The following is a 20,271-nucleotide window of genomic DNA, read 5'->3' on the forward strand; positions in this document are numbered from 1 at the left end:
CGCTACGGTCCGTGGCGGCACACCACCACGCCGACCGAGGGGGAACCGTGGACTTCGCACTGTCCGACGAGGAACGCGCCGTCCGGGACACCGTGCGCGCGTTCATCACCCGCGAGGTGATGCCCCTGGAAGCGGAGGTGCTCCGCCGGGAACGGGCGCACCAGCCGGGCCTCGACCACTCCGAGGTGCGCGAACTGCAACTCAAGGCGCGCAAGTTCGGCTTCTGGGGCCTGGCCACCCCGGAGGAGTACGGCGGGATGAACCTGCCGGCCGTACTCCAGTCGTTGATCTGGACCGAGCTGGGCCGCACGTTCGTGCCGTTCCGCTTCGGCGGCGAGGCGGACAACATCCTGTTCCACGCCACCGAGGAGCAGAAGCAGGAGTTCCTCATCCCGACCATCGAGGGCGAGCGACGCTCCTGCTTCGCGATCACCGAGCCGGGCGCCGGATCCGACGCGGCAAACATCCGGCTGTCCGCCCGCCGCGACGGCGACGACTGGATCCTCGACGGCGAGAAGACCTTCATCACCGGCGGCCACGACGCCGACTTCGCCATCGTGGTCGCGGTGACCGACCGGGATAAGGGCGCCCGCAACGGCGGCGCCACCGCCTTTCTGGTGGACCGGTCGATGGGCTGGCGCTCCGAGTTCATCCAGACGATGGGCGAGGGCGGGCCCGCGTCGCTCATCTTCGACGGCGTACGCGTGCCGCACCGCAACATCCTCGGTGAGATCGGGCAGGGCTTCACGCTCGGCATGGAGTGGATCGGCAAGGGGCGTTACACCATCCCGTCGCACGCCATCGGCATCGCCGAGCGGGTGTTGCAGATGGCCATCGAGTACGCCAACACCCGGGAGACCTTCGGCACGAAGATCGGCACCAACCAGGCCATCCAGTGGATGATCGCCGACTCCGAGACGGAGCTGGAGGCGGCCCGCTGGCTGGTGCTGCGCTCGGCGTGGACGGTCGACGCGGGCCTGGACCCCCGGCACGCCTCGTCGATGGGCAAGCTCTACGGGGCCGGCATGGTCAACCGGGTGGTCGACCGGGTGCTCCAGATCCACGGCGGCATGGGCTACACCCGAGAGCTGCCGATCGAACGTTGGTACCGGCAGGTCCGGCTCTACCGGATCTTCGAGGGCACCGACGAGATGCAGCGGCTGATCATCTCGCGGGACCTGCTGCGCGGGTACACGAAGATCGGTGGCCACCTGGCCTGAGGTCGAATCTCCGCCCGTCGTGAACAAAGTAGGTCCGCCGGCCATCTACCCCCATGACAGCTGCCACACAGCCAAGGGGGATGTTCCATGCACCTACGAATCAGGGCCGTGGCGACGGCGATCGTCGTCGCCACGGTCGGCGCCGTCGCCATCCCGGCCGCGCCGGCGTCGGCCAACGTCAGCCAGGGGTACGTCGCGGGCTCGGGCACCTGGACCGACGACTGGAACGACGAGGGGCCCATCTCCGCGTCGACCCGCTCGTACAACAACGTCGTCGCCATGTGGCAGAAGATCCCGGTTGCCGACGGCTACCTTGCCGCCTCCGGCGTCGACTGCAGGTTCGGTGCGGTGACGACGGCCGCCACCAAGCGGTGGCAGAGCGACAGGGGCCTCGTGAGCGACGGCGTCGTCGGTCCCAAGACACTCGCCAGGGCAGCAACCCGCCTCAGCACGTACGAGACCGACAACTGGTTCTACTACGACGGGCTCGGCAGCAACTTCATCTACTTCGGGCGCCTCGCGGACGGCAAGTGGGACATGAGCCTCGGGGTCGACCTGGAGTGGCAGCCTCTCGCGTACACGCACGCGAACTTCAGCATCTGCTCCTGACCGGCCGGCCGGCCGTGCCCCACAGCGGGCACGGCCGGTCTAACCGGTCAACGCCGTGAGCGCGGCGTCCACGTCGGCCTCGGTGGAGTAGATGTGGAACGAGGCCCGGACCCGTCCGGCGCGCACCGCCGCCCGGATGCCGGCCGCCGCGAGGCGCTGCTCCGCGTCCGGCACGTCCACGCTGACGATGGCGCTCTCCCCCGGCGCCCGGCCCAGCCCGGTCAGGAACCGGTTGGCCAGCGCCACGTTGTGCGCCCCGATCGCCGACACGCCGATCTCGGCGACCACGTCCAGGGCGGGCGCCGCACCGACCCAACTGAACCAGGCCGGTGAGATGTCGAACCGGCGGGCGTCGTCGGCCAGCCGCAGCGGCGGGCCGTAGTAGGAGGCGTGCGGGTCCCGGCCCGCGTACCAGCCGGCCGCGTCGGGGCGCAACCGCTCACGCAACCCGGGGGCCAGATAGGCGTACGCGGTCCCGCGCGGATTCATCAGCCACTTGTAGCCGCCCACCGCCACCGCGTCGGCCCGGCTGCCGTCGAACGGCAGCCAGCCGCACGCCTGGGTAGCGTCCACCGCCACCAGCGCGTCGTGGGCGCGGGCCGCTGCCACGATCTCGTCGTACGCGGCGACCGCCCCGTCGGCCGACTGCACCAGGCTGAACGCCACCAGGTCGGTATCGGCGTCGATGGCGTCGACCAGAGACTCCAGCGGCACCGTGCGGACCTTGACGCCACGCTCCTCCTGAACCAGCCAGGGGAAGAGATTCGAGGTGAACTCGACCTCGGGGACCACCACAGTGGCACCCGCCGGCAGCGCCGCCGCGACCGGCGCGAGGAGCTGCGACACCGCCGCGCCGACCGCCACGTCACCGACCGGCACCCCGATGAGGTCGGCGAAGGTGACGCGAGCCCGGTGCGTCGACTCGCCCCAGCCCTCCCACGACGTACGACCAACCCGCCAGGCCGCGAGAGCCTCCTGCAACGCCGCCCACGCCGGCTCCGGCGGCAACCCGTAGCTGGCGGTGTTCAACCAGCCAGGCTCCGGCTGCCACAGCTTCTGCGCCTGCTCGATCTCCATGTCGTCGACGTTAGGCCGAGCGACGCGCGACGGGCACGGCCAATCGGCGATCGGCGGCCTGTCAGATGCGGACGAAGTCCTGACCGAGCAACGCCCGCAGCCTGGTCAGCGCGCGGGCGTTCTGCATCTTGACCACCGACACGGAGACGTCGAGGGTGCTGGCGACGGCCTCGACGCTCTGGTCCTCCCAGTGCCGGAGCACCACGATGGCCTGGTCGCGGATCGGCAGGGTGGCCAACGCCTGGAGCAGGGCGACGTGCAGCTCCGTGGTGTCGTCGGGCCGTTGCGGCGACCCCTCCGGCAGCTCGGCGAGCACGACCTCGGCGGCGCTGCGCCGCTTGTTCTGGTCGAAGACGGCGTTCATGAGGACCCGACGGCTGTACGCCTCAAGGTTCGCGGTGTGCCGGATCCGGCCCCAGTTCGCGTACATCTTCGCGAAGGTCGTCTGGGTCAGGTCCTGGGCGAGGTGCCAGTCGCGACACATCAGATAGGCGGTACGCCGAAGCCTCGGTGCGGTGGTCTCGACGAAGGCGGTGAACTCCGCCTGCTGGGCGCTCTGCTCACGCCGTCGAGCCGCGCCCCAGCGGGCAGCCGCCATCAGTCGACCGCCGACGCGTTGGTGCCGGCCGGGCAGTCGATGCCGATGATCTCGTCGACCCCGGACAGGCGTTTGACGCGCTCAGCCAGCTCCGCGTACCTCGACCGCACGACGAGCGTGATCCGGAATGACTCCGGCAGTTGGCTGGGCACGATGTGGTCGACGAGTTCGGGAGCGTCCGCGTACACCTTCTTGAACTTCTTCAGCGCCTCTTCGCGGCTCTCATACGCCACCGTCCCGACCGCCGGGTCCGCGTCCAGCGCGCGGTTGACCGCGCTGCGCTGCTGGTCGGTGATCTCGGGAGCAAGGTAGACCGCGGCGTCGGTCGCGGTCTCGTCAGCGGGGGCCTGGCACGCCCTGTTCACGAGCATGCCGAACGCCGCCGGCACCGTCGTCGGTGGCGGCGCCGACCGTTGCGGCGGTGTCGCCACGTTCACCGCCCCCACGGCCGCGACGGCGATCACGGCGGCAACACCTGTCGCCACCAGGCGTTGTCGGCGTCGACGCAGGCCGGTGCCGGCGGTCACCGCGTCACCGACCAGGTCGACCAGGGGTAGTTCCGGCTCGTCGGCGACAGCGCGGTCGAAGAGCACCCGTAGGTTCTGATCCATGTTTCCTCCCGTGGCCCCGGTGGGCTTCCACAGGTCATGACTGGTTGGGACACCGGATCGGTCACATCGACCCCGGCGGCACCGGTGTCACCGCCTCCGGGAGCGCCCGATCGACTCGTCGGCAGCGGGCAGGGGGATCCGGGCAAGACTGTCGGCGAGGCCGGCGAGCCACCGGTCGACCTCCACCAGGTGCCGGACCGACTGATGGTCGGCCTCGCCGAGGAGCGGACGGATCCGGTCCAGCTGATCGACGCAGCTGGTCGAGACCGGTGCCCGGTCCGACGTCCGGCCGTGGGCGACCTCGTCGGCGAGGGCGTCGTACGCCGATCGCAGGCGCGCGGCGGAGTCCCGCAGCAGCGCCGCCGCCCCGGGCCAGCCGGCGAGGCAGCCGGGCGGGTTGCGGCGCAGCAGCGACTCCGCGCCGGGCACGACGTGGTGCCCGGCGCTCAGCACGGCGTCCCAGTTCACCTGTTGACGGTGCGGATCGTGCCGCTCAGAGTGGTACTGGCAGTACGACGAGTCGATCAGGATCATCCGGCGACGGACCCGGGCGAGGGCACGCGCGGGTGGCGGAGCATCGCCGAGCATCGACTGGACCGTCTGTTCGACAGCGTCCGCGCTGGCCGCCAGGTACCGGGTGGCGTTGTGCCGCAGGTCATGGCCCGCGCCGCGCGGCCAGATCGCCACCCCGGCGAACACACCGATCACCGCGCCGAGCAGCACGTCGACGAGGCGGGCCTCGGTGAGCCGCCACCCTTCCGGGCTGAGCTGGGCGAAGACGACAGTCAGCAGCACTGTGAACAGCGCCTGCTGCCACACCGGACCGAGCAGGCGGCCGACGCCGAAGGCCAGCAGCAGGGTGACCGGCAGGACGACGGCGTACACGATCGGATCGTCGACGACAACCATCACCCCGCCGCTGACGACCGCACCGATGATCGTGCCCAGCACGGCCGGCCGCAGCGCCGTGCGGGTGTCGGCGGCCGACGTGCGCAGGACCGTGAGGGTGGCCAGCAGCACCCAGAAGCCGTGGGTCAGCTGCAACACCCCGGCGGCCACCCGGGCGATGGCCAGCGCCACGGCCAGCCGCAGCGAGCTGTGAAGGTGGACCGAGCGCGGCGCCAGGTGGGAGCGGAACTGCCACCAGTACAGCGTCCACGGGCTGCGTCGGGCGTACTCGAACAGCGCCGAGGAGGCGTCGTCGCCGCCGAGCCGCGCCCCGGTGGCCACCCGGGAACCGACGACGAAGACCCGCACCTGGTCCGCGAGGGCCAGCGCGGTCGCGTCCCTGCACAACCGTGGTACGTCCGGCGCGTCGCGGACCTGGCCGTCTCCCACCGGGTACGCCGCCTCGGCTCGTCCGACCGCCACATCCAGGTCGGCCGGGGTCACCGCCGGGGCACCCGGCGACAGGCTCCGGCCGACCGCGCGGGTGGTGTCCGCGCACGAGCGCAGCAGACGCGCCGCCGCCAGGTCCGGGATCGGCTCCGGCGGGGCGTCCGCCGCCAACCGGTCCGCCTCGCCGAGCACCTCCCGTAACGCGGCCGCGCAGATCCGCAACGCCCGATCCTGAGCGCCCGCCGCGGTGGGCGCCCACGCCGGAGGGCTGCGGTTCAGCTCGATCGCCGCCACCACGTCGTGCGCCCGCTCGCGCCGCCCGTCCGGGTCACCCGCAGCGGCGTGCGGGTCGGTCAACTTCTCGGCGGCGGCGTCGAGGAAGGCGGCGACGCCGTCCGCCGCCTCGGCGAGGCGCTGCCGGTAGGAGACCGGCACCGGGTCGGGCCAGAGAAACACCTCGGCCGCGGCGAGCAGCACGACGGCGAGGGTCACCCCACCGAGTCGCTCCGGCAGGGTGTCCGGCTGGTACGGCGGGAACGACGCCAGGATGTAGAAGAGCTGGAACGCGCTCGCCAAACCCACCAGACGCGGGTTGCCGACCCCGGCGAACGCCACCACGAACCCGACGACCAGCATGCCACCGGCGGCCGCCCAGGTGCTCCACGCCAACAGCGAGCCCGCCGCGATCAGCGCCCACACCACCGGCAGCGACAGCACGAGGAGCCGCGCCCGTTGCGGCGCCGGACCAGGGAGCTGCGCGAACGACCCGGCGGCGATCGTGCCGAACAATCCGTACGTGGCGAGCGTCGAGCTGCCCGCGCCGTACCGGCAGCCGTAGAAGACGACGGACGCGACGAGCGTCAGCCGGGCCGCGCGTCGCAGGATGGCGTCACCCGGGTCACGGCGGCGAAGCCGGCCAAGGAGGCTGGTTCCGAGCACGACCGCTCCCCCGGTTCGTCGCAGCACCCCTCCCCGGCCCACCATTCTCCACCGCGCGCCGCGACCGGCGACGGGTTTGGCGACGAATCACCGCCGGGAGCCGCCGAGCAGGCCGAGCCGGAGGGCCCGGAACAGGGTGCCGGGGCGGCTCAGGGCGGCCGGGTGGTCGAGCATGGTGGTGACCCGACCCAGCCGGGCGTTGAGCACCGGGTCGGTCAGCGACGCCCGGAAGAGCAGGTCCCCGAACCACTTGGTGACCTTGTAGCCGGGTGGGTGCGGCCCGTCGACGTGCGGCAGCTCGATGTCGGCGGTGGTGGAGATCTGCCAGGCGGCGTCGACCACCACGCGGACCTGGTCGAAGTACGCGTGCGCGGGCTCGTCGTGCGGCTTCGGACCGGAGCGCAGGTACTTCGACAGACAGGAGGCGTGCAGTGTCGCGGAGGTCATTCCCTGGCCGTACACCGGGTTGAAGGACGCGACCGCGTCGCCGGCGGCGACCAACCCGGCGGGCAGACGGTCGAGCTTGTGGAAGTCGCGGCGTCGGCTGTCCGCCTGGTGGTACGTGACCACGCCACCGAGCATCTCCCCGCGTTCGGCGATGTCACCGAACATCTGCGGGTAGTGCTCCCGGCAACGGGCCGTGAAGTCGGCGACGTCGCGGCTGGGCCGGTCCCCGTCGTAGCCGGCCACCAGCATGATCCAGCGGTCCCCCTCGACCGAGTTGATCCCACCGATCCGGGCGGTACGCCCCTTGCCGGCCATGGTGTGGAAGACCGCCACCCAGGCGTCGCTGACCGACTCGTCGCGCTTGAAGAGCGCCGTGGCGTAGTTCAGCTTGATCGGCATGCGGTGCAGCGGCGGGCGCGGCCACCCGTGCTCGGCCAGCCAGTCGCTCAACCGGCTGGACCGCCCCATCGCGTCGACCACCAGGTCCGCCGCTTCGACGATGGGCTCGGTGCCACCCTCGGGCACGTACCGGGCGCCATTGACCCGCCGCTCGTCGAAGAGCAGACCCTCCGCCCGGCCGTACACCATGCGGATGTTGTCGATGGTGAGGGTGCGTCGGCGGACCAGCGCCTCCAGGAACGGACGCGTGGTGATCAGCGCCGGCCCGGTGCCGGTCGCCGCGGGCGGCAGACCCAACATGCCGTTCACGAAGATCTTCGCCGTGCCCGGGTCGCGCGGTGGCGGCGGGGCGCCGAGCGCGAGCGCCTCCTCGGCGATGCCGGGAAACCAGCGCTCCAACTGGACCTGACCGGCGGGCAGCAGCGCGTGCACCTGACTGCCCTGGGGCACACCCGGCCGTGGACCGGCGTCCACAGCGGACGGGTCCCGTTCGATGATCAGCACTTCCTCGGCGTGGTCGCTCAACACCCGGGCCGCCAGCAACCCGGCCATGCTGCCACCGAGCACCACCGCCCGTCGCATGACCACTCTGGTCTCGGCGGGTGGTTCGGCCGTCGCTATCTCGGCGAAGAGCCGGGACGGAGAGGGGGGCATGCGATCACTCCTCGAACGGTCGGGATACCTCGGCATCCACGACCGTAACCATCGCGGGCCCCGCCGTCAGCGCTGAGTTGGCCCGCCACTTCGAGTTGGCGCCCCGGATGCGGTGGTCAGACAGGCGGCGAGCCCCGCCGGCCGGGACCACGCCGGGGCCGGCCACTGATCAACTCGACTTTCAGGAAGTCGCGGTGTCCGGGCGGCTCGGATGCCCCGATTTTCGGGATGCCGAGTGGATCACGGCCGGAGGGGGTCGCGGCGGCGCTGCGCTGCCGGACCGGGGTCGCGGCGGCACTCGGCCGCCGCGACCCGGTGCACGCCGTGACTCAGGCCGGGGCTCCGGCCGGCGCGGCCTGCTTCTCGTCGGGGTGGGACGCCGCCTCGTCGTCGTGCTCGTCGACCATGGTGGCCTCGTCGAACGGGTCGTTGCCGCTCAGCACACCGGCCGCCCGCTCCCGGTCGAACTCCCCAGTCCAGGTTCCCACCAGTACGGTCGCCACCGCGTTGCCGGCGAAGTTGGTCAGCGCCCGAGCCTCCGACATGAACCGGTCGATGCCGACGATCAGCCCGACCCCGTCGACGAGGTCCGGGCGGTGCGACTGGAGGCCGCCGGCCAGCGTGGCCAGCCCGGCGCCGGTGACCCCGGCGGCGCCCTTCGACGCGATGATCATGAACAGCAGCAGTGAGATCTGCTCGCCGATGGCCAGCGGCTTACCCAGCGCGTCGGCGATGAACAGCGACGCCATGGTCAGGTAGATCGCCGTACCGTCCAGGTTGAACGAGTAGCCGGTCGGCACCGTGATGCCGACGACCGGCTTGCTCACACCGAAGTGCTCCATCTTGGCGATCAGCCGCGGCAGCGCCGACTCCGACGACGAGGTCGACAGGATCAGCAGGAACTCCCGGCCCAGGTAACGCAGCAACGAGAAGATCGAGATCCGGGCCACGAACCACAGCAGCGCGCCCAGGAACACCAGCACGAAGATCAGACAGGTGGCGTAGAAGCCCACCATGATCTGGGCGAGGCTCTTGAGGGCGTCGACGCCGGTCGCGCCGACCACGGCGGCCATCGCGCCGAACGCCCCGATCGGCGCCAGCCACATGATCATGGCGAGGACCTTGAAGACGACCCGCTGGATGACGGTGATGGCGCTGAGCACCGGCTCACCGCGCCGGCCCATGGCCTGGACGGCGAAGCCGACCAGCAGGGCGACCAGCAGCGTCTGGAGCACCTTGCCCTCGGTGAGCGAGGAGAGCAGCGTCGTCGGGATGATCCCGAGCAGGAAGTCGGCCGTACCGGCGGCCTCGTCACCGGCGGCGGCCTTGCCGGAGCCGACGAGGTCCGGGCCGAGGTTCAGGCCCGAGCCGGGGTGGATGAGGTTGCCGACGACCAGGCCGATGGCCAGCGCGACGGTCGACATGGTCAGGAAGTAGCCGAGGGCCAGGCCGCCGACCTTGCCGACCTTCGCGGCCTGCCGGACGGAGCCGACGCCGAGCACGATGGTGCAGAAGATGACCGGGCTGATCATCATCTTGATCAGGTTGACGAAGCCGGTGCCGATCGGCTTGAGTTCCTTGCCGAAATCGGGCGCGACCAGGCCGACCACGATGCCGGCGACCACGGCCACGATGACGGCCAGATACAGGTAACGGGTACGGTCCCGGCGGGCCGCCGGTGCCGGGGTGGTGGCGGATGCGGTGGTGTCCATGTCGACAATGTGAAGCGCGTCTCACCCGTTGACAGCCTTGCGGTCATTCTGTTCACCGCGATGGCAGAAACGGTGGCGCGACGAGGGAGGTGGTGGAGGTGGCCCGACGCCAGTGGAGCATCGCGGGGCAACTCTTCGCCCTCCAGGCGATGGTGGTGACGCTGCTCGTGCTGGCCGGCGCGGCGGGCGCCGTCTGGTTGGCCCGCAGCGACTCCCGCCAGGCCGCGCAGGAGGAGGTGCTCGCTGTGGCGCAGACCGTGGCCGGCTCCCCCGACGTCCGGGCGGCCCTCACGACCGCCGACCCCGCCGGGGTCCTCCAGCCGTACGCCGAGTCGACCCGGAAGGCCACGGGCACCGACTTCGTGGTGGTGATGGCCCCCGACCGCACCCGTTTCTCGCACCCGACCCGGGACCGGATCGGCGAGCCGTTCGTCGGTGAGATCGGGCCCGCTCTGGCGGGCCGCGCGTTCACCACCACCAACGTCGGGACGCTCGGCGAGTCGGTGCGCGCTGTCGTTCCGGTGTACGACGAGCAGCGACGCCTCGTCGGTCTGGTCTCGGTGGGCATCACCACCCGCGAGATCGACAAGAAGCTGCTCGGCCAGCTGCCGGTGCTGTTCGGTGTGGTCGCGCCGGCTCTGGCGCTCGCCGCGACGGGCTCCTGGCTGCTCAGCCGCCGGCTCCGCCGCCAGACGCACGGTCTGGGGCCGGCCCAGATGACGCGGATGTACGAGTACTACGACGCCGTTCTGCACTCGGTGCGCGAAGGTCTCGTCGTGCTGACCACCGATCGTCGGGTGGCGCTGGTGAACGACGAGGGCCGCCGGCTGTTGGGGCTCGACGCGGACGCGCCGGTGATCGACCAACCGGTGGCCGGGATCGACCTGCCGCCCGCGGCGGCCGAGCTGCTCGACTCCGGGCGTGACGCCCGCGACGAGCCGATCCTCGCCGGTGACCGGGTGCTCGTCGCCAACCAGCGGACCACCCGCTTCGAGGGCGCGGTGCTCGGCACCGTGCTGACCCTGCGCGACCAGACCGAGCTACGCACCCTGGCCAGCGAGCTGGATTCGGTGCGCGCGTTGACCGAGGCGTTGCAGGCGCAGACCCACGAGTCGGCCAACCGGCTGCACACGGTGCTGACCCTGGTGGAGCTGGGCCGCGCCGACGAGGCGGTCCGGCTCGGCACCCGGGACCTGGCCCTCGCCCAACAGCTGACCGACCGGGTGGTCGGCGCGGTGACCGAGCCGGCGTTGGCCGCCCTGCTGCTCGGCAAGTCCGCACAGGCCGGCGAGCGCGGGGTGGATCTGGTCATCGAGCCGGACTGCCGCCTCGACGACAGTCCGCTGCCGACCGGTGATCTGCTCACCGTGGTCGGCAACCTGGTCGACAACGCCCTGGAGGCGGTGGCCGGTACGCCGGCACCCCGCCGGGTGCGGGTCTTCGTCGGCGCTACCGACGACGAGCTGGTGGTCCGGGTGGCCGACAGCGGCCCCGGTCTGGCACCGGATCGGGTCGCCGACGCGTTCCGGCGCGGCTGGTCCACCAAGAGCACCGGCCGGGGCCTCGGCCTGGCGCTGGTCGGGCAGGTGGTGCGCCGGCACGGCGGCAGCGCCGAGGTCTGTCGCTCCGACGACGGCGGCAGCCTGTTCACCGTCCGGCTGCCGAGCAGGACCGAGCGGTCATGACCGCCATCCGGGTGCTGGTCGTCGAGGACGAGCCGCTGCTGGCCGAGGCGCACAGCGCGTACACCGAACGGGTTCCCGGTTTCGTCGTGGTCGGGGTGGCGCACACCGCGCGGGCGGCGATGGCGGCCCTGCGCGCCAACGACGGCGGCGACGTGGACCTCGTACTCCTTGATTTTCGGCTGCCGGACCTGCACGGCCTGGACGTCTGCCGGGCGCTGCGCGCGGCCGGCAGCAGCGTCGACGTGCTCGCGGTGACGTCCGCGCGGGACCTGGCGGTGGTGCGCACCGCCGTGTCCCTCGGGGTGACCCACTACCTGCTCAAGCCGTTCACGTTCGCCGCGTTCCGCGACAAGTTGGAGCGGTACGCCGACTACCGCGCCCAGGCGCTCGCCGACGGCGAGGTCGCCGCCCAGCACGAGGTGGACCAGATGTTCGCCACCCTGCGCGGCACCGCCGGGCACAGCCTGCCCAAGGGGCTCGACGCGCAGACCCTCGATCGGGTACGCGCCGCGCTCACCGACGGCACCCGCGCGGAGGTCGGGCTGTCCGCGACCGAGGTGAGCGCGCTGAGCGGCATCTCCCGGGTGACCGCCCGCCGCTACCTGGAGTACCTGGTGACAGTCGACCGGGCGGCCCGCAGCCCCCGCTACGGCACCCCTGGCCGCCCCGAGGTCGAGTACCGACCCAGGTGACCACAGCGTCGCTCCGGCTGAGTCTGTTTGTCTTTTGAGCGTCATACCTCTGAGTCATATTTATGACTCAGAGGTATGGCCATGCGAGGCGGAAAGGCTAGCCGTGACATCGAGCAACGCCGGACGAAAGCGCAAATGGTCAACGGCTGAGCATGTGCCGGCCGAGGAGTTGGCCCGCCGCCAGGGCATTCAGCCGGTCGTCTCCGTAGACGACCTGGCCGAGCAGCTCAGGCGATCTGACGGAGGTCGTCGCCGTAGTCGAAGATGATCCGCATCCGGGCGCCGAGCGCTCGTGCGTATCGGCTCAGCGTCGCGACCTCGTTGGCCTCCAGGTCACCGTTCTCGATCTGGCTGACCCTGCCGGGCGTGACACCTATTGCGGTGGCGGGGCGGAGATCCGTTGTTAGACTTGCCGGGTTGGGTTAGCGGTACGACCAGGGAGAACCAGACATGGCGGGTGACGACGACATCTCCGGGTGAGACCGGATGTGTTCGGCCATCGGTTCGGAGCGCGTAGGCGCAGCCGCCGAGGCCATGACGTCGTTCCACCGTTCCCGTTGTCGTCGGGCGGCTGAGGCGCGCCCACCCCACCCTTTGAGGTCACTCGCATGTCTGATGCGTTCATTGTCTGCTCGAACCTGTCCTTCTCCTGGCCGGACGACACCCCGGTCTTCTCGGAGCTGTCCTTCACCGTTCCCGGCGGTCGCACCGGCCTGGTCGCGCCCAACGGCGCCGGCAAGAGCACCCTGCTGCGGCTGATCGCCGGGGAGCTGCGGCCCAGCGGCGGCAGCGTCACCGTCGACGGTGTGCTCGGCTACCTCCCGCAGACGCTGCCGCTGGTCGGTGACCTGAGCGTGGCGCAGGTGCTGGGCGTGGCCGAGCGGATCGCGGCGCTGCACGCCATCGAGGCCGGCGACGCCAGCGAGGAGCACTTCGCCACCATCGGCGACGACTGGGACATCGAGGAGCGCACCCGCTCGGAGCTGGACCGGCTCGGCCTGGGTGAGCTGTCGCTCGACCGCCGGCTGCACACCCTCAGCGGCGGCCAGGTGGTCTCGCTCGGCCTGGCGGCGCAACTGCTGCGCCGCCCGGACGTGCTGCTGCTCGACGAGCCGACCAACAACCTCGACCTGGAGGCCCGGCACAAGCTCTACGACGTCCTCACCGAGTGGTCCGGGTGCCTGCTGCTGGTCAGCCACGACCGGGAACTGCTGGACCGGATGGACCGCATCGCCGAGCTGGACCAGGGCGAGATCCGCTGGTACGGGGGCAACTTCACCGCGTACACCGAGGCGGTGCAGGCGGCACGGGAGGTGGCCGAGAGCAACCTGCGCAACGCCGAGCAGGAGGTCAAGCGGGAGAAGCGGGAGATGCAGCAGGCCCGGGAACGGGCCGACCGGCGGGCCAGCAACGCCTCGAAGAACCTGAAGAACGCCGGCCTGGCCCGGATCGTCGCCGGTGGGCTCAAGCGCAGCGCGCAGGAGTCGGCGGGCAAGGCGCAGGAGACACACTCGTCCCGGCTCGGTCAGGCCAAGGCCCGACTCGACGAGGCCGGCCGGGCGGTACGCGACGAGGACCGCATCGTCGTGGACCTGCCCGACACCACCGTCCCGGGCGGGCGCACGGTCTTCTCCGGCCACGGGATGCGGGCCCACTTCGACGACCGGGAGCTGTTCGGCGGCGACGGCGCCGACCTGGTGATCCGGGGGCCGGAACGGATCGCCCTGACCGGGGCGAACGGCGTCGGCAAGTCGACGCTGCTGCGCCTGGTCAACGGTGACCTGCAACCGTCCGGCGGTGAGCTGAAGCGCGGCGAGGGACGGATCGCGTACCTGTCGCAGCGGCTGGACCTGCTGGACCTCGACCGTACGGTGGCGGAGAACTTCGCCGCGTACGCGCCGAGCCTGCCGGACGCCAAGCGGATGAACCTGCTCGCCCGGTTCCTGTTCCGGGGTGCCCGGGTGAACCTGCCCGTCGGGGTGCTCTCCGGCGGTGAGCGGCTGCGCGCCACCCTCGCCTGTGTGCTCTGCGCCGAGCCGGCGCCGCAACTGCTGCTGCTCGACGAGCCGACGAACAACCTGGACCTGGTCAGCGTGGGTCAGTTGGAGAGCGCGCTGTCGGCGTACCAGGGGGCGTTCGTGGTGGTCAGCCACGACGAACGGTTCCTCGCCGAGATCGGCGTGCAGCGCTGGTTGCGGTTGGCCGACGGCCAACTGCGCGAGATCAGCGCCCCCGAGCGGGTCTGAGCCCAGCGGTCCGGCCGGCGCACGCCGGCCGGACCGAGGCCGGCTCAGCTCACGTTGGCCGGGCCGAGGACGCTCTTCAGGTCACCCATCAGCGCGGTCGTCGCCGCCACCCGGAACGGGCCCAGCCGCAGGGTGGTGGTGCGCCCGCCGTTCTGGAGTTTGACGTGCACCTCGGTGTCGCCGGGGTGCAGCACCAGGGTCTCCTTGAGTTTCTCCACCAGCGGCGGCGTGCAGCGGTGCACAGGGATGGTGAGGGTGACCGGCTTGTTGGTGGCGCTGGTGCTGACGTCCGGCATGGACATGTCCATCGCCATGATCCGTGGGGTGTCGTCGCGGCGGTCCACCCGACCCTTGACCACCACGATGGCGTCCTCGGCGATGTACTGCCCGATCACCTCGTAGGTGTTGGGGAAGAACAGCGTCTCCACCCCACCGGCCAGGTCCTCCAGGGTGGCCGACGCCCAGGCCCGGCCCTGCTTGGTGACCCGGCGCTGCACTCCGGAGAGGATGCCGGCGAGGGTGACGACAGCCCCGTCGGGCACCCCGCCCTCCTCGGCCAGGGAGGCGATGGTGGTGTCGGCTGCCGCGTTGAGGATGTGCTCCAGGCCGAACAGCGGGTGGTCGGAGACGTACAGGCCGAGCATCTCCCGCTCGAAGGCCAGCTTGTCGCGCTTGTCCCACTCGCTGTCGCCGATGGTCGGCATCACAGTGGTGCTGCCGGTGTCGGCGTCACCGAAGCCGGCGCCGAACAGGTCGTACTGGCCGACGGCCTCCTTGCGCTTGACGTCGGCGTACGCGTCGATCGCGTCGGCGTGCACCGCGAGCAGGCCCTTGCGGGGGTGGTCGAGGGAGTCGAAAGCGCCCGCCTTGATCAGCGATTCGATGGTCTTCTTGTTGCAGACCACGGCGTCCACCTTGGACAGGAAGTCGTAGAAGTCGGCGTACTCGCCCTTCTCCTCCCGGCAGCGCATGATCGACGCGACCACGTTCGCCCCGACGTTGCGGACGGCGGCGAGGCCGAAGCGGATGTCCTTGCCGACCGGGGTGAACGGCCCGGCCGAGGTGTTCACGTCCGGCGGCAGCACCTGGATGCGCATCCGGCGACACTCGGCCAGGTAGAGCGCCATCTTGTCCTTGTCGTCGCCGACGCTGGTGAGCAACCCGGCCATGTACTCGGCCGGGTAGTGCGCCTTCAGGTACGCGGTCCAGTAGGAGACCAGGCCGTACGCGGCGGAGTGCGCCTTGTTGAAGGCGTACCCGGCGAACGGCACCAGGACGTCCCACACCGCCTGGATCGCCTCGTCGGAGTAGCCGCGCTCGCGGCAGCCGTCCCGGAACGGGATGAACTCCTTGTCGAGGATCTCCTTCTTCTTCTTACCCATGGCCCGGCGCAGCAGGTCCGCCTGACCCAGGGTGTAGCCGGCGAGGATCTGCGCGGCGCGCTGCACCTGCTCCTGGTAGACGATCAGGCCGTGGGTGGGCTCCAGGATCTCCCGCAGCGGCTCCTCCAGCTCCGGGTGGATCGGCGTGATCTCCTGGAGGCCGTTCTTGCGCAGCGCGTAGTTGGTGTGCGAGTCGACGCCCATCGGGCCGGGTCGGTACAGGGCCAGGACGGCGGAGATGTCCTCGAAGTTGTCCGGCTTCATCAACCGCAGCAGGGACCGCATCGGCCCACCGTCGAGCTGGAACACGCCCAGGGTGTCACCGCGGGCCAGCAGCTCGTACGCGGCCTTGTCGTCCAGCGGCAGGCCCAGCAGGTCGAGCTTCCGGCCGTGGTTCAGCTCGATGTTCTTGACCGCGTCGTCGATGATCGTCAGGTTGCGCAGGCCGAGGAAGTCCATCTTCAGCAGCCCGAGCGACTCGCAGGTCGGGTAGTCGAACTGCGTGATGATCGCCCCGTCGGCGTCGCGGCGCATCAACGGGATGTGCTCGATGATCGGCTCGGCGGACATGATGACGCCGGCGGCGTGCACACCGGTCTGCCGGATCAGCCCCTCGATGCCCTTGGCCGTGTCGATCACCTTGCGGACGTCCGGGTCGGAGTCGTACAGGCCGCGGATCTCGCCCGCCTCCGCGTAGCGGGGGTGCTTGTTGTCGAAGATGCCGGTGAGCGGAATGTCCTTGCCCATCACCGCCGGAGGCATGGCCTTGGTGATCCGGTCGCCGACCGCGTACGGGAAGCCGAGGACCCGGGCCGAGTCCTTGATCGCGGCCTTCGCCTTGATCGTGCCGAAGGTGGCGATCTGGGCGACCTTGTCGTCGCCCCACTTGTCCGTGACGTACTTGATCACCTCGCCGCGCCGGCGCTCGTCGAAGTCGATGTCGACATCCGGCATCGAGACCCGCTCGGGGTTGAGGAACCGCTCGAAGATCAGGCCGTGCTGGATCGGGTCCAGGTCGGTGATGCCCAGCGCGTACGCGACGAGCGACCCGGCGGCCGAACCACGGCCCGGACCCACAGCGATGCCCTGGTTCTTCGCCCACTGGATGAAGTCGGCGACCACGAGGAAGTAGGACGGGAAGCCCATCTGGTTGATGACGCCCAGCTCGTACTCGGCCTGGACGACGTGCCCCTCGGGGATGCCGTTCGGATAGCGGCGGGCCAGGCCGGCGAAGGTCTCCTTGCGGAACCAGGACTCCTCGGTCTCCCCCTCGGGCACCGGGAAGCGCGGCATCAGGTTGTGGAACTCGAACATGCCCTTCGGGTCGACCTTCTCGGCCACCAGCAGGGTGTTGCGGCAGCCTTCCTGCCACAGCTCGGACGAGTCCACTGCGCGCATCTGGTCGGCGCTCTTGATGAAGTAGCCGCCGCCCTCGAACCGGAACCGGTTGGGGTCGTCGATGTTGCTGCCGGTCTGCACACAGAGCAGCACGTCGTGGGCGGTGGCCTGCGCCTCGTGGGTGTAGTGGGAGTCGTTCGTGACCACCGGCGGGATGTCCAGCTTGCGGGCGATCTCGGTGAGCCCCTCGCGGACCCGGCTCTCGATGGAGAGGCCGTGATCCATGATCTCCAGGAAGTAGTTGTCCTTGCCGAAGATGTCCTGGTAGCTGGCGGCGACCTTGAGGGCCTCGTCGAACTGGCCCAGACGCAGCCGGGTCTGCACCGCGCCGGACGGGCAGCCGGTGGTGGCCATGATCCCCTCGGCGTGCTCGGCGATCAGCTCCATGTCCATCCGGGGCCACTTGACGTAGTGCCCCTCCATGGAGGCGCGCGAGTTGAGGGTGAACAGGTTCTTCAGGCCCTGCGCGTTCTTCGCCCACATGGTCTTGTGGGTGATCGCGCCGTTACCGGAGATGTCGTCGCTCTTCTGCTCCGGGCGACCCCACTTGACCCGCGCCTTGTGATAGCGCGACTCCGGCGCCACGTACGCCTCGACGCCCAGGATCGGGGTGATCCCGGCGGCCATCGCCTGGTTGTAGAAGTCGTTCGCGCCGTGCATGTTGCCGTGGTCGGTGATCGCCACAGCGGACATGCCCAGCCGCTTGGCCTCGGCGAACAGGTCCTTCAGTCGGGCCGCTCCGTCGAGCATCGAGTACTCGGTGTGCACGTGCAGATGCGCGAACGAATCAGCCATGCGTGGCGCCCCCCGGCGGTGTGGATCTTGTTGGTCGGAGCCGACCGGGACCTACCCTACCGAGGTGATCTCGGCGGCTCCACCGTCCGCGCCGACGGTCGTGGCCCTCGTCTCCTGATCGCCCCCGGGTGCGCCTAGGCTCGGAGGATGGCGAGGTACTACGACGTGCACCCGGAGAACCCACAGCCCCGGATCATCGGGCAGGTCGCCGACCTGATCCGCAGCGGTGGGCTGGTCGCCTACCCGACGGACTCCTGCTACGCGCTCGGCACCCAACTGGGCAACCAGGACGGGCTGGACCGGATCCGGCAGATCCGACACCTCGATGATCGGCACCACTTCACGCTGGTCTGCCACGACTTCGCCCAGCTCGGCCAATTCGTGCAGATCAGCAACTCGGTCTTTCGCCTGGTGAAGGCGTCCACCCCGGGCAGCTACACCTTCATCCTGCCGGCCACCAAGGAGGTGCCCCGCCGGATGCTGCACCCGAAGAAGCGGACCGTCGGCGTGCGGGTGCCCCGGCACACCGTCACCCAGGCGCTGCTGGCCGAGTTGGCCGAGCCACTCGTGTCCAGCACGCTGGTCCTGCCCGGCGACGAGGAGCCGATGACCCAGGGCTGGGAGATCAAGGAACGGCTCGACCACCAGCTCGACGCGGTGCTCGATGCCGGCGACTGCGGTAAGGAGCCGACGACAGTGATCGACCTGTCCGGGCCCGAGCCGGAGATCCTGCGCCGGGGTGCCGGGGACGTCTCCCGCTTCGATTGACGCCCTCTCCGCCCTGGAGGGCGGAGATTCCGGTCTGCTACGCCCCCGAAGGGGCAAGGTCCCGGCGGGTTACCGCTTCGCTGCGCGGTGCCGGCACGGGTGCCGGTCTTACCTGCGCTCCACGGTCGTTGAGGTCCGCCCGTCCGGCGGCCCTGATGTTCTTGGCGGCGTTCACGTCTCGGTCGTGCAGGCTGCCGCATGGGCAGCCCCACGTCCGGACGTTGAGCGCCATCTTGTCGTTGATCCGGCCGCAGTCCGAGCACATGCGGGTCGACGGGAAGAACCGATCTACCCGGGCGAAGGTGCGCCCATGCCGGGCGGCCTTGTACTCCAGCATGGCCGCGAACTGCGACCACCCAGCGTCGTGCACCGACTTCGCCAACTGTGTCCGGGCGAGACCGGTCACGCACAGGTCCTCGACGAACACCGCTTGGTTGTCGCGGATGATCTGCGTCGAAAGCTTGTGCTGCCAGTCCCGCCGGGTGTCGGCCACCTTCGCGTGCGCGCGGGCGACCTTCCGGACGGCCTTCTTGCGGTTGTTGCTGCCCCGCTGCTTGCGGGACAAGCCCTGCTGCAACCGGCGCAGCTTGCGGGCTGCACGGCGCAAGAACTTCGGCGCGGTCACCTTCGTCCCGTCGGACATCACTGCGAAGTGCGTCAACCCCAGGTCGATGCCGACCTCCGAGTCCAGCTGGGGCAACGGCTGGTCGGCGGTCTGCACCACGAACGAGGCGAAGTGCCGACCGGCGGCGTCTCGGACCACCGTCACCGACGTCGGCGCAGCCGGCAGCTCCCGCGACCAACGGACTTCCAGGTCGCCGATCTTCGGCAGCCGCAGTCGACCGTTGTCGAGGATCTTGAACCGGGCGTTGGCGGTGAACCGGACGGCCTGCCGGCTGTCCTTGCGGGACCTGAACCGGGGAGCGGCGAGCTTGCGACCCTTGCGCTTGCCCGACAGCGAGGCGAAGAAGTTGCGGTAGGCCTTGTTCAGGTCCGCGAGGGCCTGCTGCAACACCACCGATGACACCTCGCCCAGCCACGCCCGCTCCGGGGTCAACTTGGCCACGGTAACCCGCTTGGACAGCTCGGCGTCCGTCGGATACGGCAGGCCAGCCTTGTGTGCTTCCTGTCGCGCGCGCAGCCCGTCGTTGAACACCACCCGCGCGCACCCGAACGCCTTCGCCAGCGCCTCGCGCTGGGCGGCATCCGGGTAGAGCCGGTAGTTGTACCGAAGCTGCACGCGTCGAGTCTGCCATTGGTCTATGGCTGATCTCGGAGACGTCCGCACTGGTAGACACTGCACTTTCGCGTTACACGCCCACTTGGTCTTCGTGACCAAGTACCGGCGCCGAGTCTTCTCTGACCAACACCTCAAGCGGATGGAGGACATCATGCGGACGATGTGCGCTGACTTCGACACCGAGTTGGTCGAGTTCAACGGCGAAGACAACCACGTCCACCTACTGGTGACCTTCCCACCCAAGGTCGCCCTGGCGAAGCTGGTCAACTCTCTCAAAGGTGTGTCCAGCCGGCGGCTGCGCCAAGAGTTCCCTGACCTCGTCCGCCACTACCACCACACCAACCGCCTGTGGTCGGCGTCGTACTTCGCCGGGCTCCGTCGGCGGGGCACCCCTGAGCATCCTGCGGCAGTACATCGAGCAACAGAACCGCCCGGCCCAGGGCACGCACGGGCCATGACGG

The 20,271-nt window shown here is 70.3% G+C and carries 14 protein-coding genes and 1 pseudogene; 7 read left to right on the forward strand and 8 right to left on the reverse strand.

Annotation, left to right across the window (positions count from 1 at the left end):
• Nucleotides 1–47: 47 nt before the first annotated feature.
• Both MED15_RS18250 and MED15_RS18255 read left to right on the forward strand, forming a co-directional pair.
• Nucleotides 48–1,220: an acyl-CoA dehydrogenase family protein gene (locus MED15_RS18250; protein ID WP_112583443.1), complete on the forward strand. Its 1,173-nt coding sequence runs from the start codon at nucleotides 48–50 to the stop codon at nucleotides 1,218–1,220.
• Between the two features lie 87 nt (nucleotides 1,221–1,307).
• On the forward strand, nucleotides 1,308–1,829 hold the full coding sequence (locus MED15_RS18255; protein WP_112736322.1) for a peptidoglycan-binding domain-containing protein: 522 nt from the start codon (nucleotides 1,308–1,310) through the stop codon (nucleotides 1,827–1,829).
• Nucleotides 1,830–1,868: 39 nt separating this feature from the next.
• Here the strand turns inward: MED15_RS18255 and MED15_RS18260 are convergent, their stop codons facing one another.
• The 6 genes from MED15_RS18260 to MED15_RS18285 all read right to left on the reverse strand — a co-directional run bounded on the left by MED15_RS18260 (nucleotide 1,869) and on the right by MED15_RS18285 (nucleotide 9,604).
• Nucleotides 1,869–2,906, reverse strand: coding sequence for an aminotransferase class V-fold PLP-dependent enzyme (locus MED15_RS18260; RefSeq protein WP_112583349.1), 1,038 nt, complete (start codon nucleotides 2,904–2,906; stop codon nucleotides 1,869–1,871).
• A gap of 61 nt (nucleotides 2,907–2,967) precedes the next feature.
• Nucleotides 2,968–3,504 (reverse strand): SigE family RNA polymerase sigma factor, encoded by a 537-nt coding sequence (locus MED15_RS18265; RefSeq protein ID WP_112583350.1) that lies wholly within the window; start codon nucleotides 3,502–3,504, stop codon nucleotides 2,968–2,970.
• Complete coding sequence (locus tag MED15_RS18270) at nucleotides 3,504–4,115, reverse strand: permease-like cell division protein FtsX (RefSeq protein ID WP_112583351.1); 612 nt, start codon at nucleotides 4,113–4,115, stop codon at nucleotides 3,504–3,506. The genes MED15_RS18265 and MED15_RS18270 overlap by 1 nt, the downstream gene beginning before the upstream one ends.
• An 87-nt stretch (nucleotides 4,116–4,202) precedes the next feature.
• Nucleotides 4,203–6,392, reverse strand: a complete 2,190-nt coding sequence (locus tag MED15_RS18275) for an FUSC family protein (RefSeq protein WP_244220496.1) — start codon at nucleotides 6,390–6,392, stop codon at nucleotides 4,203–4,205.
• Nucleotides 6,393–6,479: 87 nt separating this feature from the next.
• Nucleotides 6,480–7,892, reverse strand: coding sequence for an FAD-dependent oxidoreductase (locus tag MED15_RS18280; RefSeq protein ID WP_208646684.1), 1,413 nt, complete (start codon nucleotides 7,890–7,892; stop codon nucleotides 6,480–6,482).
• Between the two features lie 329 nt (nucleotides 7,893–8,221).
• On the reverse strand, nucleotides 8,222–9,604 hold the full coding sequence (locus tag MED15_RS18285) for a cation:dicarboxylate symporter family transporter (RefSeq protein ID WP_112699763.1): 1,383 nt from the start codon (nucleotides 9,602–9,604) through the stop codon (nucleotides 8,222–8,224).
• A gap of 98 nt (nucleotides 9,605–9,702) precedes the next feature.
• On the opposite strand from MED15_RS18285, the gene MED15_RS18290 reads away from it, so the two are divergent.
• The 3 genes from MED15_RS18290 (at nucleotide 9,703) to abc-f (ending at nucleotide 14,227) form a co-directional block, all read left to right on the forward strand.
• Nucleotides 9,703–11,289: an ATP-binding protein gene (locus tag MED15_RS18290; RefSeq protein WP_112736344.1), complete on the forward strand. Its 1,587-nt coding sequence runs from the start codon at nucleotides 9,703–9,705 to the stop codon at nucleotides 11,287–11,289.
• A complete protein-coding gene (locus MED15_RS18295) occupies nucleotides 11,286–11,981 on the forward strand; it encodes a response regulator (protein WP_112699762.1) in 696 nt (231 codons plus the stop codon). The genes MED15_RS18290 and MED15_RS18295 overlap by 4 nt, the downstream gene beginning before the upstream one ends.
• 608 nt (nucleotides 11,982–12,589) lie before the next feature.
• Nucleotides 12,590–14,227, forward strand: a complete 1,638-nt coding sequence (abc-f, locus tag MED15_RS18310) for a ribosomal protection-like ABC-F family protein (protein ID WP_112621119.1) — start codon at nucleotides 12,590–12,592, stop codon at nucleotides 14,225–14,227.
• Between the two features lie 44 nt (nucleotides 14,228–14,271).
• Here abc-f and dnaE read toward each other — a convergent pair whose 3' ends face one another.
• Nucleotides 14,272–17,802 (reverse strand): DNA polymerase III subunit alpha, encoded by a 3,531-nt coding sequence (gene dnaE / locus MED15_RS18315; protein ID WP_112583357.1) that lies wholly within the window; start codon nucleotides 17,800–17,802, stop codon nucleotides 14,272–14,274.
• A gap of 147 nt (nucleotides 17,803–17,949) precedes the next feature.
• Between dnaE and MED15_RS18320 the strand changes: the two genes are divergently transcribed.
• A complete protein-coding gene (locus MED15_RS18320; protein ID WP_112583358.1) occupies nucleotides 17,950–18,570 on the forward strand; it encodes an L-threonylcarbamoyladenylate synthase in 621 nt (206 codons plus the stop codon).
• Nucleotides 18,571–18,607: 37 nt separating this feature from the next.
• Here MED15_RS18320 and MED15_RS18325 read toward each other — a convergent pair whose 3' ends face one another.
• On the reverse strand, nucleotides 18,608–19,810 hold the full coding sequence (locus MED15_RS18325; RefSeq protein ID WP_112736328.1) for an RNA-guided endonuclease InsQ/TnpB family protein: 1,203 nt from the start codon (nucleotides 19,808–19,810) through the stop codon (nucleotides 18,608–18,610).
• Nucleotides 19,811–19,832: 22 nt separating this feature from the next.
• On the opposite strand from MED15_RS18325, the pseudogene tnpA reads away from it, so the two are divergent.
• Nucleotides 19,833–20,268 (forward strand): annotated as a pseudogene (gene tnpA / locus MED15_RS18330) (IS200/IS605 family transposase).
• Nucleotides 20,269–20,271 lie beyond the last annotated feature (3 nt).

The organism is Micromonospora noduli (assembly GCF_003264475.1).
Lineage (GTDB): Bacteria > Actinomycetota > Actinomycetes > Mycobacteriales > Micromonosporaceae > Micromonospora > Micromonospora noduli.

Coding starts and splice junctions, on each gene's coding strand:
- MED15_RS18260 (WP_112583349.1), bottom strand. CDS start 2,906: ATGGAGATCGAGCAGGCGCAGAAGCTGTGGCAGCCGGAGCCTGGCTGG.
- dnaE (WP_112583357.1), bottom strand. CDS start 17,802: ATGGCTGATTCGTTCGCGCATCTGCACGTGCACACCGAGTACTCGATG.
- MED15_RS18295 (WP_112699762.1), top strand. CDS start 11,286: ATGACCGCCATCCGGGTGCTGGTCGTCGAGGACGAGCCGCTGCTGGCC.
- MED15_RS18255 (WP_112736322.1), top strand. CDS start 1,308: ATGCACCTACGAATCAGGGCCGTGGCGACGGCGATCGTCGTCGCCACG.
- MED15_RS18270 (WP_112583351.1), bottom strand. CDS start 4,115: ATGGATCAGAACCTACGGGTGCTCTTCGACCGCGCTGTCGCCGACGAG.
- MED15_RS18320 (WP_112583358.1), top strand. CDS start 17,950: ATGGCGAGGTACTACGACGTGCACCCGGAGAACCCACAGCCCCGGATC.
- MED15_RS18285 (WP_112699763.1), bottom strand. CDS start 9,604: ATGGACACCACCGCATCCGCCACCACCCCGGCACCGGCGGCCCGCCGG.
- MED15_RS18280 (WP_208646684.1), bottom strand. CDS start 7,892: ATGCCCCCCTCTCCGTCCCGGCTCTTCGCCGAGATAGCGACGGCCGAA.
- MED15_RS18265 (WP_112583350.1), bottom strand. CDS start 3,504: ATGGCGGCTGCCCGCTGGGGCGCGGCTCGACGGCGTGAGCAGAGCGCC.
- abc-f (WP_112621119.1), top strand. CDS start 12,590: ATGTCTGATGCGTTCATTGTCTGCTCGAACCTGTCCTTCTCCTGGCCG.